This window comes from Pseudoalteromonas sp. APM04 (genome assembly GCF_022809815.1).
Taxonomy (GTDB): domain Bacteria; phylum Pseudomonadota; class Gammaproteobacteria; order Enterobacterales; family Alteromonadaceae; genus Pseudoalteromonas; species Pseudoalteromonas marina.
This window is the reverse complement of sequence record NZ_CP094441.1, coordinates 819,953-834,152: the sequence shown is the minus strand read 5'-3', so window position 1 is coordinate 834,152 and position 14,200 is coordinate 819,953. Positions and strand designations below refer to the sequence as shown.

The window sequence follows — 14,200 nt, the reverse complement described above, 5'->3', positions numbered from 1 at the left end:
TGCCACCTGTATAATTGGGTGGCATTTTTTATTTACCTAAATATGACCCACCGCTATGTAACGTCTAAATTAAACTAAAAGCGTGCAATAACATGATTAATATTTGATTAGCCCACAAAGCCCTTGCTTTATGTTTTAAAACACAAATAATGAAACATTAATCACAGGGTAAGAATGAGGAAAATGAGTTACATACTAACCACCCAATGTGCCGACGATGTGGGCTTAATTGCTAAAATCACCGGGCTTTGTCATCAAAATAACTTGAACATTACTCGGAATAACGAATTTGTAGACAAAGACGCCAAACGTTTTTTTATGCGCACTGAGCTGACGGGGCAACCACAAAGTGACTTTTTAGAGCAGCTACGCGCTTTATTACCTGAAGGCGCCAAACTTGCATTGCACGACGATGCAAAAACTAAAGTGGTGCTGCTTGCCACCAAAGAAGCACACTGCTTAGGTGGTATGCTATTAAAACAGTTTGAGCAAACACTTAATATTGAAGTGCTCGCTGTTATTGCTAACTACCCTGATTTAGAACCACTTGCGAAAGGATTTGGTGTGCCATTTCATGTGGTATCGCATGTTGGGCTAAGCCGAAGTGAACATGACCAACAAGTAGGCGATTTAATTGCTAGTTATAACCCAGATATAATTGGTTTAGCCAAATATATGCGTATTTTAAGCCCTGAATTTGTAGGCCGGTTTGACGGTAAAATCATTAATATACACCACTCTTTTTTACCTGCATTTATTGGTGCAAAGCCGTACCACCAGGCATTTGAGCGCGGCGTAAAAATTATTGGTGCCACGGCTCACTTTGTAAATAATGAATTAGATGAAGGCCCAATTATTTTGCAAGACGTGACAAGTGTTACGCATGCTAACACGGCTGAAATGATGGCAAAAATGGGTAAAGACGTTGAAAAAACAGTTTTTTGTAAAGCGTTGCAACTCGCTTCAGAGCACAAGCTATTTATAAATGGTAATAAAACCGTGGTGTTTAGCTAGGACGCGTTAACCTTTGTGGTTATATCACGCTCATTTGCTAAAAAAAGCCAGCTAAGCTGGCTTTTTTATTGTTCGCGTAAAATAAGTAATTACGGTGTGTAATACGTAGGAGACTCAGGCCCTACAGGCATACCCAGTAAAAATACCCACACATAAAACAAAATGACCCAGCCAATAAAAAATATAATGCTGTATGGCAGCATGGTGGCAACCAGCGTACCTATCCCCATATCTTTTTTGTACTTAACAGCCACAGCAAGGATTAAACCAAAGTAACTCATCATCGGGGTTATTAAGTTTGTTACCGAGTCACCAATACGGTAAGCCGCTTGAATAGTTTCTGGCGCGTAACCGATTAGCATAAGCATAGGAACAAAAATAGGCGCTGTAATCGCCCATTGCGCTGACGACGAGCCTAAGCTTAGGTTTACTAGTGCACACATTAAAATAAACAATACAAATACTTCAGGGCCTGTCAGGTTTAAAGCTTGTAAAAGCGCCGCACCATTTATAGCTAAAATAGTGCCTAAATTAGTCCACTTAAAGAATGCTACAAACTGAGCCGCAAAAAATACCAAAACAATATATAACCCCATCGAGCTCATACTTTTACTCATGGCGTTAATAACATCCTTATCGTTTTTCATAGTGCCAACAACACGACCATATACAAAACCAGGAATACTAAATGTCACAAAAATAATAACCACAATCCCTTTTAAAAAAGGAGAGCCCGCAACTTCACCGGTTGCAGGGTTTCGTAAAATGCCATCGTCAGGAACGATGGTCCATGCAAGTAATAAAGAAACTGCGAGTAAAGAAATGCCAGCCCACTTTAAACCTGACTTTTCTTTTTGGGTAAGGGTATCGATGCTGTTTTGCGACAGGTCAATACTGGCTTCATCTGGATTATATTTGCCTAGGCGTGGCTCAACTATTTTTTCAGTTACTAAAGTACCCAGCACTGAAATTAAAAGCACCGATATCATCATGAAATACCAGTTTGCCTCTGCGCCAACAACATAGGTTGGATCGATCATTTGAGCCGCAGGAGTTGTAATACCTGCAAGGAGCGGATCAATAGTACCTAATAATAAGTTAGCACTATAGCCCCCCGACACACCTGCAAATGCAGCGGCAAGGCCAGCTAATGGGTGACGCCCTAAGCTATGAAAAATCATCGCTGCGAGCGGAATTAAAACCACATAGCCAAGCTCTGAAGCCGTATTTGACATAATAGCGGCAAACACGACCATAAACGTAACTAAACGTTTAGAGGCGCCCATTACCATGCCTCGCATAGCCGCAGAGAGCAAACCCGAGTGCTCAGCAACGCTCACACCCAATAATGCAACCAACACGGTACCTAGGGGAGCAAATCCTGTGAAATTGGTAACAAGCCCAGCCATAATGCGTTGTAAACCTTCAGCGCTTAATAAGCTTACGACTTCAATAACGCCGTCAGCGGCGCGCCCTGGAGCGCCTACCGGGCGAGGGTCTATTGCACTTAATCCAAACCAATCTGCAATGCCGCTAAACACAACAATCGCCACTGCAAATATTGCAAATAGTGTAATTGGATGAGGCAGCATATTGCCTAAAAATTCGACGGTGGCTAAAAACCGATTAAATAATCCCTTATTTGGATTGTTGCTAGGTGAGTGTGTGGAGTCTGTCATACCCTGCTCTTAAAGTTATAAAATTGCCGTAACCTAGCATTATTTGTAATTTAGATCATGTTTAAAAGGTGAATGGTTTGTGAGTAAAGTCAAATAACACAAAAGGAGGAATAGGTATTAAGCCTGTTTTTTATCAGTAAAAGATAAAAAAGCATAAATGCTAAGCAGACGCTGCCTAAAGGGGTTAACCTACGCCTGCCCTAAATTAAATGCGTTTCAAATCATAGCCGACAATATTCCCATGCGCTAAAATGCCAATTCAAAATAGCGGGTAAAATATAACGGTAATAAATCGCTTCAAAGCCGTTAAACCATTATTGAGCTGGCTCAATAGGCTCTAGTTGTAATTTAGCAGCGATAAGTACGGCTTGAGTGCGGTTATAGACACCGAGCTTTCTAAAAATTGCGGTAATGTGTGCTTTTACTGTTGCTTCTGAAATATGCAACTCATAAGCAATTTGCTTATTGAGTAATCCTTCATGCAAATATTGTAAAACGCGGTATTGCTGAGGTGTAAGAGAAGCGACTTGCGCTGCAATTTCTCTGTCTTCACCTTCGATTTCGGCTACTTTGTTTTTAAGCTCTTTTGGCAGCCATGTATCACCTTCAAGTATTTGGTTAATTGCATTGGCAATATCGTCCGATGACGATGATTTGGGAATGAACCCCATAGCACCATAACCCATGACTTTAGAAACAATATTAACGTCTTCACTGCCTGAAACCACAGCAATCGGTAAACTTGGGTACTCTTCTCGGATACGAATAAGACCATACAAATCACCATTACCTGGCATATGAAGGTCTAGCAGTAATATATCAAGATCTTCTTGCTCGCTTAGCACTTGCAATGTGCTATCAAAATCTGACGACTCGAACACTTTTAGCCCTTCAAATTTTGCGCTCAGTGCGCCCTTTAGTGCTTCACGAAATAACGGATGATCGTCCGCTATTAAAAACTGACTCATGGTTCACTCCTAAAAATTCGGCTGATACTTATTACTAAGTAACAGCCGATATACTACGTTTAGAATTAACTTGTAATCAAGCTTTTAACGCGTATTTATCGATTTAATCGATTATCGATAAGTTCATCCACTACCGACGGATCAGCAAGGGTTGACGTATCACCCAATTGCTCGTGCTCATTGGCAGCAATTTTGCGCAAAATTCGACGCATTATTTTACCTGAGCGTGTTTTAGGTAAACCCGGAGACCATTGAATCATATCTGGAGAGGCTATTGGGCTGAGCTCTTTACGAACCCAATTACGAACCGCTGTTGTAAGCTCATCACTCACCGTGACCCCTTCGTTAGGCGTAATATAAACATAAATGCCTTGGCCTTTGATATTATGCGGGTAACCTACTACTGCAGCCTCTGCCACAGCTTCATGGGCAACTAATGCGCTTTCTATTTCAGCAGTGCCTAAACGGTGCCCCGATACATTGAGTACATCATCAACACGCCCTGTTATCCAGTAATAGCTATCTTCATCACGACGACAACCATCACCGGTAAAGTAAACGCCAGGGTATGCACTAAAGTAAGTTTGTTCAAAACGCTCATGGTCACCATAAACGGTACGCGCTTGTGATGGCCAGCTATCTAAAATAACTAAATTGCCGTCAACCGCGCCCTCTAGTGTATTTCCCTCTGCATCATAAAGTGCCGGAGCAATACCAAAAAATGGATGGGTTGCAGAACCCGGCTTCGTGTCTGTAGCACCAGGTAGTGGCGTGATCATAATGCCACCTGTTTCTGTTTGCCACCAGGTATCCACAATTGGACAATTAGACTTACCTATACTCTCGTAGTACCAGTTCCATGCCTCTGGGTTAATTGGCTCACCTACGGAACCCAAAATACGTAAACTATCGCGATGTGAAGTTGCGGTAGGCTCATCACCTTTGGCCATTAATGCTCGAATCGCTGTAGGCGCAGTATATAAAATAGTGACACCATGCTTATCAACCACCTCACCCATTCTTCCTGCGCTTGGGTATGTAGGTACGCCTTCAAATACAACTTGTGTGCAGCCATTCACCAGCGGTCCGTATGCAATATAACTGTGTCCGGTGATCCAACCTACATCGGCACTACACCAATACACATCATCATCTTGTAAATCAAATACGTACTCGTGAGTCATTGACGCATAAACTAAATAACCGCCAGTTGTGTGTACAACCCCTTTAGGTTGGCCTGTTGAACCTGATGTATACAAAATAAATAGCGGATCTTCTGCGTTCATTGGCTCTGGTTCACACTGCGCTGGTAAGTCAGCGACTAAGTCGTGCCACCAAATATCGTGATCGTGCCAATCAACTTCACCACCTGTTAACTGATGTACAATCACGTGCTCAATAGTGGTTACAGAATCTTGTAATACGGCTTCATCAACATTCGCTTTTAATGGCACGCAGTTACCTGCACGTCGGCCTTCATCTGATGTAATGACCACTTTAGCACCAGAGTCTTTAATACGGTCAGCGATTGCCGAAGGTGAAAAGCCACCAAATACAACTGAGTGAATTGCACCAATGCGAGCACACGCCTGCATAGCGTAAATAGCCTGCGGGGTCATTGGCATGTAAATAGCAACTCGGTCACCTTTTTGCACACCTAGCTTTTTTAAACCATTAGCAAATTTGGCCACTTCATCGTGTAATTGCTGATACGTAATATTTTCGCTTTGTGACGGGTCATCACCTTCCCAAATAAGTGCAATTTTATCGGCTTTGGTTTTTAAATGACGATCAATACAATTATAAGAGGCATTTAAGAAACCATCTTCATACCATTTGATACTGATGTGCCCTTTATCAAAAGAGGTGTTTTTAACTTTAGTATAAGGAGTAGACCAATCGAGGCGTTGACCATGCTCTCGCCAAAAGCTTTCGGGGTCATTAATTGACTGCTGGTACATCGAATTATATTTATTTTTATCAACAAGTGTTGTGTCTTTTATATGATTAGGAACAGGATAGATACTTTGTGACATCTTAGTCTCCGTTTAAATTACTTGCCTTAGGCTCTTAACAAGGATTACTCAGCAGTGCTTTATTAAGTATTAGACCTTAGTTGTACTCGCCTCCATATTACTAATTTGTACTATATAATTAATAAGCTTAAATATTTTTACCTAAACAATACATGATGTTAAATAAAGGTAGCAAAAGATTACTTCACTGTTAAACCTTAGTCTTATAGACCAATAGATAATTGAGTAAACACTACACATATCTAAAGTATTTGTGTTGAACAATTAAGCAAATCTAAAAACTATTGCATGCGTTGTTTAAAAATTAAAAGAATATTTATTAACACTGAACAGACTCACACTATTTATTTTTATTCGTAATCTATACCTGTAGCAAGTATTGGCAAAAACGAGTAAAAAATTATAAACAACAAGTAGCCTAAACAAGGGATACCAGTATGAAAATAACTCCATTAAAAACACTCGCAGCAAGCGCTGTTTTATGTGCACTATCAAGCACTACTTATGCGGCTACAGCTGCAAAGATTGGTGACACAGAGTTCACTTACGGCGGATATATTAAACTCGACACGATGTGGAGTGATTATTCAGCGGGTGCCTCTGCTGGTACAAGCGTTGGTCGTGACTTTTATGTACCCAGTACTTTAACTGTAGGTGATGATGACAGCTCAGACGCAGTGTTTGATATGCATGCGCGTCAATCGCGTTTTAATTTTGGTACGTCGACCTTGCTAGATAACGGTAAAAAAATTAACAGCAAGATTGAAATTGATTTTCTTGCCTCAGCCGCAGGTGGTAATGAACGCGTATCAAACTCTTTCGCTCCACGCATCCGCCACGCTTTTATAACCTACGACGGATGGTTATTTGGCCAAACATGGTCAAACTTTCAAAACGTAGGCGCTCTTCCTGAAACGTTAGACTTTGTAGGCCCTGCTGAAGGCACAGTGTTTGTTCGCCAAGCTCAAATTAAATACACAACAGGTGCGTGGTCTTTCTCATTAGAAAACCCTGAAAGCACAATCACAACAACAGGCGGAGCACGCGTTGCAACTGATGATGCTTCGCTTCCTGATTTTACCGCACGATACACACACAAAGCAGACTGGGGTAACCTTGTTGTAACCGCACTTGCTCGCCAATTAACGTATAAAGTAGGCGGTATTGATGCTGATGAAACGTCATTTGGCGTAAGTGCATCGGGTATGTTTAAAGTAGGTGACGACAACATTAAATTTATGCTGACACAAGGTAAAGGTTTAGGCCGATATGTAGGCTTAAATGTTGCTCATGGTGCCGTACTCAATGGTGATGAGTTAGATGCAATCGACTCAACGTCTGGCTTTGTTGCTTATCAGCATAAATGGAGCAGCCAATGGCGTTCAACATTCCTTTACTCATTCTTTTCAGCTGACAACAACACTGATTTGTTGAGCATTTCAGGTGATCCAACTGAATCAACGCAAAGCTATAGCGCAAATATTTTATACTCTCCGGTTAAACGTCTAACATTTGGTGCAGAGTTAAAACATGCTGAGAGAGAAACTCAAAGCGGTATTGATGGTGATTTAGACCGCTTACAATTCTCTGTTAAATACGCTTTTTAATTTAAAGTCTACTCCATAAATTAAGCGGCTTAGGCCGCTTTTTTTTATGCGTATAACTTTAAATTTGGTTAATAAACCTCTTAATTTAACCCTACATAATTTTAAAATAAACCTAAGGTATTAATTAAGCTGGCCCAAATTAGTTAAAAGATAAACAAACCACAACAATGCAATTGCAAATCAATATCATTTAGATTAGCATAAGTTCCAATTTTATAACGAACTGGAACCGATATGTCGTCCCCTACTATTTTGCGTTTGTCTAAACTAAGCATTGTTACTTCTTTAATTTTATCTGGAAATACGTTTGCGCAGGAGTTAAAAACTAACAACGAGTCATTAGAGAAAATAGCCGTATATGGCCAGCATCATAAAAACTACATTACCGAAGATGCGCAGTCTGCAACTAAATTAGGCCTTTCAATAAAAGAAACCCCGCAAAGTATTTCGGTTGTTTCGCGCGCATTAATGGACGATTTTTCGTTAGATGATATTAACTCCGTTCTTGAAAGCACACCCGGTGTAACGGTGGAGCAAATAGAAACAGATCGGACTTACTTTAAAGCCCGTGGATTTGAAATCACAAACTTTCAAGTAGATGGCTTGGGTATTCCACAAAGTTCGGGGTCAATTCAAGGCTCATTAGATACCTCTATTTACGACCGTGTTGAAATTGTTCGTGGGGCTAACGGTTTAATGACCGGTGCAGGAAACCCTTCTGCAACAGTGAACATGGTACTTAAAAAACCGACCTACATAACACAAGCGCATGCATCTGTATCTTATGGCTCATGGAATAACAAACGACTAGAGGTTGATGTTTCGACTCCAATAAACGATGAGCACGCTGTACGCGCGGTATTTACTAAGCATAAAGCAGAATCTTACTTGGACCGTTACGAAACTGACAAAACAATAGGTTACTTAGCTTATGAAGGTAAATTAACAGATGATACAACGCTAAGTCTCAACTACGTTAATCAACAAAAAGATGCCGATAGCCCGCTTTGGGGAGCATTACCCCTTTACTACACTGATGGCTCAGCCACTGATTACGATGCATCTACTAGTACTGCATCAGATTGGTCATACTGGGACAACAGTGCTGAACAGGTCTATGTAACACTTGAGCAAAACTTATCAGCAACTTGGGTAGCAACCGCCCGTTATGCACATATTGAAAACGAGCAAGATTCAGAGCTTTTTTATGTTTATGGCACACCCGATAGAGAAACAGGCCTAGGTCTTACTGGTTACGCAAGCCGTTATGATTACGAGGATAAACACGACCTGTTTGATTTATACGCTAGTGGTAAGTTTGATTTATTTGGTCAAGAGCACGACCTATCATTTGGTGTAAGCCAAGCAAACATGGATTATAACGAGCAGTCACTCTACGATTACACAACGGGTAATGGCTTTCCTGCCATGCCATCGCTTGATACATGGAATGGCGTAGCGCCAGAAGCAACACTTGCAGATGGTTTAAACGGCAGTGATATTAAAAACAAGCAGCAATCTGCTTATGTATCTACTCGCATAAAACTAAGTGACCCACTAAGTGTGCTTGCAGGTGTTCGTTACACCGACTGGGAAACAAAAGGCACTGCATATGGGGTAGTACAAACACGAGATGACAGTGAAGTTATTCCTTATATTGGTGCGGTTTACGACTTTACAGATTCACTCTCAGCCTACGCAAGCTATACCGAAACATTCGTGCCACAAAAAGAGCTGGATATAAACGCTGAGCAACTTGCCCCCATTACTGGCAAAAGTAGCGAAATAGGTTTAAAAGCACAGCTTTTAGAAGACCAAGTGTTTTTAACGTTGGCGTATTTTGATGCTAAACAGGAAGGCCTTGCAGTTGCACTACCTGATTCATTACCGAGTGATACGCGCTACTATGCTGCTGATGGGATTAGTAGTGACGGTTTTGAGGTAGAACTAAGCGGTAAACTTACTGAGAGTTTAAGCACTAGCGTAAGCTTTAGTAATCTAAGCATTAAAGGTGACGATTTAGTAAAAGACTACACACCAGAAAATCAATTAAAACTTGCCGCTACTTATCAGGTACCGTTTTTTGAAGGCTTAACATTTGGTGCAAACTATCGCTGGCAAGGTTCGGTGAGCCGTGTACAAGTCTTTGACGCAACGGGTACAGCACTTGTAACAACAAACCAAGGTGCTTATGGTATTCTTGATTTGATGGCCAACTACAAGATTACTCAAAACGTAGGTGTTACTTTTAACGTAAATAACACCACTGACGAAAAGTATCTGCATAGCTTATTTTGGGCACAAGGTTACTACGGCGCGCCGCGTAACTATGCCTTATCTGTTAACTGGCAACTGTAAAGTTAATCATAAGTATATTTTAATCACACAATTTAAACGACACAGTGTCTGTGTCGTTTTTCATTTTTAAAACTGTAGTTACAAAACCGCCATAGTGTTAATACAGTAAACCCAATGCTATTAAGGCTTTATAGCCTAAAAACAGCACGTTTAGTTAGGTGAATTAGTAACGACTTAATAAATGCTTTCACACAAAAAAACGCTAACCATTACTGGCTAGCGTTTTTGTAAAGCTCGGGTCAAATCAAGCTTGAAGAACGTTTTAAACCTTAAAGGTTAGCGTCATCACCAAGTACATCTTCGCCATCTTCTGGTTCAATTGTTGCTTTAAGCAATAACATGTCGCGTAGTTTGCCTTCAATTTCGTTTGCAATTTCTACGTTTTCTTTTAAGAATTTAATTGAGTTGTTTTTACCTTGGCCTACCTTGTTACCATTGTAGCTGTACCAAGCACCTGCTTTTTCAACAATTTTGTGCTTAACGCCTAAATCAATTAGCTCGCCTTGCTTAGAAATACCTTCACCATACATGATGATAAATTCGGCTTGTTTAAACGGAGGCGCTACTTTGTTTTTAACGATTTTAACGCGCGTTTCGTTACCAACAACTTCATCACCTTCTTTCACCGAACCAATACGACGAATATCAATACGAACTGATGCGTAAAACTTAAGCGCGTTACCACCGGTTGTTGTTTCTGGGTTACCAAACATTACACCAATTTTCATACGAATTTGGTTAATGAAAATACATAATGTATTTGAACGTTTAATATTACCCGTAAGCTTACGTAATGCTTGCGACATTAAACGTGCTTGTAAGCCCATGTGCGAGTCGCCCATGTCGCCTTCAATTTCAGCTTTAGGTGTTAGGGCTGCAACTGAATCGACAATCACAACATCTACAGCACTTGAACGCACTAACATGTCACAAATTTCTAACGCTTGCTCACCCGTATCTGGTTGAGAAACTAACAGCTCATCAATGTTAACACCTAGCTTTTGAGCGTATACAGGATCTAGAGCATGCTCAGCATCAACAAAGGCACATGTTTTACCTTCTTTTTGAGCTTGTGCGATAACTTGCAAAGTCAGTGTTGTTTTACCTGAAGATTCAGGACCATATACTTCAACAATACGACCCATTGGTAAACCGCCTATGCCTAAAGCAATGTCGATCCCTAATGAACCTGTAGATACTGCATCAATGTTCAGGGCTTTATTGTCGCCCAGCTTCATGATTGAACCTTTACCAAATTGACGCTCAATTTGTGATAGTGCAGCGTCTAACGCTTTTTGTTTGTTATCGTTCATTTTGTTCTCCAAATCCGGCTAATGCGAACAAGTATACTGTATGAAACCACAGTATCAAGCGAAATTTATAAATTTATCTTTTCAATTGTATTTTTCAAAGCAAATTCAATAGCCTGCATTCTAACTTGGGCTCTATCACCACTAAATATTTGCTTAAATGTAAATTGTTTATCTGCAATTTGTAGGCAGAACCATACAAAACCCACTGGCTTATCTTGTGTTGCTCCACCCGGCCCTGCTATCCCCGATATAGCAATAGCAACGTCAACATTGGCAAGATTTTTTGCCCCCAACGCCATTTCTTTTACGGTTTGCTCGCTCACAGCACCATACTGCTCTAACGTACTCGTCGCTACATTGAGTAGTTCGTGCTTTGCCTCATTGCTATAAGTAACAAATGCACGCCCTAAATAGCGCGAGCTGCCAGGTGTGTCTGTTAGTGCATAACTCACTCCACCACCCGTGCATGATTCAGCAGTAGTGATCCATAAGCATTTATCCGTTAAAATAACACCTAATTTCGCAGCAAGTGTTTTAATCTCTTGATGTAATTCCATATTCAGCCTTTGGGTAAATACATGTCGTTTGATCTTTTTGCACCACACACTATAAAACAACAAACCCCTATGATGCAGCAGTATCTAAAAATAAAATCAGAGCATCGCGATATTTTATTGTTTTATCGTATGGGAGATTTTTATGAGCTTTTCTTTGACGACGCAAAACGTGCAGCTCAATTGCTCGATATTTCGCAAACTCAGCGTGGCAAAGCCGGTGGCGACCCAATTCCTATGGCAGGTGTGCCTTATCATGCCGTAGAAAACTACCTAGCGCGTTTGGTACAAATGGGCGAATCAGTTGCTATTTGTGAACAAGTTGGCGACCCCGCAACCAGTAAAGGCCCTGTTGAACGAAAAGTAGTCCGCATTGTAACACCGGGCACTATTTCAGATGAGGCGCTTCTTCAAGAACGACAAGACAACTTACTGACCGCTGTTTGGCAAAATAAAAAAGGCCAATACGGTGTTGCGTATCTTGATATAAATTCTGGGCGTTTTAACGTTGTTGAAGTCAATACTGACGAAGCGTTAAGCTCAACGCTACAGCGTTTATCGCCAGCAGAATTGCTTTATAGCGAAAATTTTGAAAACACCCATCTAATCGAACATATTAAAGGTGCTCGTCGTCGCCCTGAATGGGAGTTCGACTTAGATACGGCTCAGCACTTATTATGCGATCAATTTGGAACAAAGGATTTAGTTGGATTTGGTGTAGAAAAAGCTCACTCAGCGCTCGTAGCTGCAGGCTGTTTAATGCAATACGTGAAAGATACACAGCGCATTGCTTTGCCTCATATTCGCGCCATTACGCTTGAGCACAACGAACACGCTGTTATATTAGATGCCGCAACCCGTAAAAATTTAGAGCTAACGGTTAATCTATCGGGCGGATTTGAAAACACGCTTGCACAAGTACTTGATAAAACAGCCACAGCAATGGGCTCACGCTTATTAAAACGCCGCATTCATACACCTGTTCGAAATAAAGACGAGTTGAACTCTCGTCTAAATGCTATTAGCGCAATTTTAGACGCACAACTGTGCGGCGAATTGCACGAGTCGCTAAAAGAGATTGGTGATATAGAACGTGTAATAGCGCGTTTAGCATTATGTACTGCACGCCCAAGGGATTTAACACGCTTACGCAGTGCACTACAAGCGCTTGCCCCCCTGCATAATTTATTAAGTGATGCGAGCGACCCACGCATTACAAGTATTATCAAACACTCGCCTGAATTACCTGAGCTACAAGCATTGCTAGAGCGAGCTGTTATTGATAACCCGCCAGTACTTATTCGTGATGGGGGCGTAATTGCGCCGGGTTATAACAGTGAACTTGATGAATGGCGTAACCTAAGTAAAGGGGCAACTGATGTACTTGAGCAGCTTGAACAACGCGAGCGTGAACGTACAGGCATTAGTACATTAAAAATTGGCTATAACCGAGTACACGGCTTTTTTATAGAAGTGAGCCGCGCTAATTCACATTTAGTCCCTGCTGATTATATTCGCCGTCAAACGCTTAAAAATAATGAACGCTATATTATTCCAGAGCTTAAAGAGCATGAAGACAAAGTACTTGGTAGCCAATCAAAAGCACTCGCGCTTGAAAAACAACTATACGAAGAGTTGTTTGAATTTATAGCCCCACACATTGAACAGCTGCAAATAATGGCTGCAGCGCTTGCTGACTTAGATGTATTAAATAACTTAGCAGAGCGGGCCTTTGCGCTTAATTATGCTAAACCAGAGCTTTGTGACAACGACAATATTAGCATTCAACAAGGCCGTCATCCGGTTGTTGAACAGGTAATGAAAGACCCATTCATTGCAAACCCTGTAGAGCTTAATAGTCAGCGCAAAATGTTAATTATTACAGGCCCAAATATGGGGGGTAAATCAACCTATATGCGCCAAACAGCACTTATTGTATTAATGGCGCACATCGGCTGTTATATCCCTGCCGATAGCGCAAAAATAGGTAATATCGATCGTATATTTACGCGTATTGGTGCAAGTGATGATTTAGCCTCTGGCCGCTCAACCTTTATGGTTGAAATGACCGAAACCGCCACAATTTTAAATAATGCGACAGCGCAGTCGCTGGTATTAATGGATGAAATTGGGCGTGGTACAAGTACCTACGACGGGCTTTCGCTTGCATATGCCACAGCGAATCATTTAGCATCAAAAATATCCGCTAAAACCCTGTTTGCAACTCACTACTTTGAATTAACTGAGCTTGCAGAGCAAACGCAGGGCCTTGTAAACGTTCACCTTGATGCAATAGAGCATAACGATACCATTGCATTTATGCATACTGTGCTAGACGGTGCGGCAAGCAAAAGCTTTGGTTTACAAGTGGCCGCGCTGGCTGGTGTGCCTAAAGCGGTAATTACACAAGCTAAACAAAAGCTTAAGTTACTTGAAAATCACCAAAGTGTTACTGCACCTAATGCTGAGCAACACGCATTTTCATTTAATAATGGCGCTGTTATTGAGCCTTCACAAGTGGAAGAACAATTAAGTGCAATTGACCCAGATAACTTATCGCCTCGTCAAGCACACGAATTGCTCTATAAATTAAAAGCGTTGCTTTAACAAAAAATGCCGAAGAATAATTTCTTCGGCATTTTTTATTCAAGTCTTTTAAGGTCTTACATTT

Annotated in this window: 9 protein-coding genes; 4 read left to right on the top strand and 5 right to left on the bottom strand. The window is 41.1% G+C overall.

The genetic code is table 11. The annotated features are described in order from the left end of the window. Nucleotides 1-183: 183 nt before the first annotated feature. A complete protein-coding gene (gene purU / locus MTP24_RS03925; RefSeq protein ID WP_010555843.1) occupies nt 184-1,014 on the top strand; it encodes a formyltetrahydrofolate deformylase in 831 nt (276 codons plus the stop codon). A gap of 89 nt (nt 1,015-1,103) precedes the next feature. Here purU and MTP24_RS03920 read toward each other — a convergent pair whose 3' ends face one another. The 3 genes from MTP24_RS03920 to acs form a co-directional block, all read right to left on the bottom strand. After that, complete coding sequence (locus tag MTP24_RS03920; protein ID WP_058403014.1) at nt 1,104-2,693, bottom strand: AbgT family transporter; 1,590 nt, start codon at nt 2,691-2,693, stop codon at nt 1,104-1,106. A 314-nt stretch (nt 2,694-3,007) separates the two neighbouring features. Beyond that, nucleotides 3,008-3,661, bottom strand: coding sequence for a response regulator transcription factor (locus MTP24_RS03915; RefSeq protein ID WP_243532879.1), 654 nt, complete (start codon nt 3,659-3,661; stop codon nt 3,008-3,010). Between the two features lie 95 nt (nt 3,662-3,756). Beyond that, nucleotides 3,757-5,697 (bottom strand): acetate--CoA ligase, encoded by a 1,941-nt coding sequence (acs, locus tag MTP24_RS03910; RefSeq protein ID WP_006791969.1) that lies wholly within the window; start codon nt 5,695-5,697, stop codon nt 3,757-3,759. A gap of 437 nt (nt 5,698-6,134) precedes the next feature. On the opposite strand from acs, the gene MTP24_RS03905 reads away from it, so the two are divergent. Beyond that, nucleotides 6,135-7,304, top strand: coding sequence for a DcaP family trimeric outer membrane transporter (locus tag MTP24_RS03905; protein WP_006791968.1), 1,170 nt, complete (start codon nt 6,135-6,137; stop codon nt 7,302-7,304). Between the two features lie 234 nt (nt 7,305-7,538). Then, nucleotides 7,539-9,662, top strand: a complete 2,124-nt coding sequence (locus MTP24_RS03900; protein WP_243532877.1) for a TonB-dependent siderophore receptor — start codon at nt 7,539-7,541, stop codon at nt 9,660-9,662. Nucleotides 9,663-9,931: 269 nt separating this feature from the next. Here MTP24_RS03900 and recA read toward each other — a convergent pair whose 3' ends face one another. Continuing rightward, a complete protein-coding gene (gene recA / locus MTP24_RS03895) occupies nt 9,932-10,975 on the bottom strand; it encodes a recombinase RecA (protein WP_243532875.1) in 1,044 nt (347 codons plus the stop codon). 65 nt (nt 10,976-11,040) lie between these two features. Further along, nucleotides 11,041-11,532 (bottom strand): CinA family protein, encoded by a 492-nt coding sequence (locus tag MTP24_RS03890; protein ID WP_006791965.1) that lies wholly within the window; start codon nt 11,530-11,532, stop codon nt 11,041-11,043. Between the two features lie 21 nt (nt 11,533-11,553). Between MTP24_RS03890 and mutS the strand changes: the two genes are divergently transcribed. Continuing rightward, nucleotides 11,554-14,136, top strand: a complete 2,583-nt coding sequence (mutS, locus tag MTP24_RS03885; protein ID WP_243532873.1) for a DNA mismatch repair protein MutS — start codon at nt 11,554-11,556, stop codon at nt 14,134-14,136. The last annotated feature ends 64 nt before the right edge of the window (nt 14,137-14,200 follow it).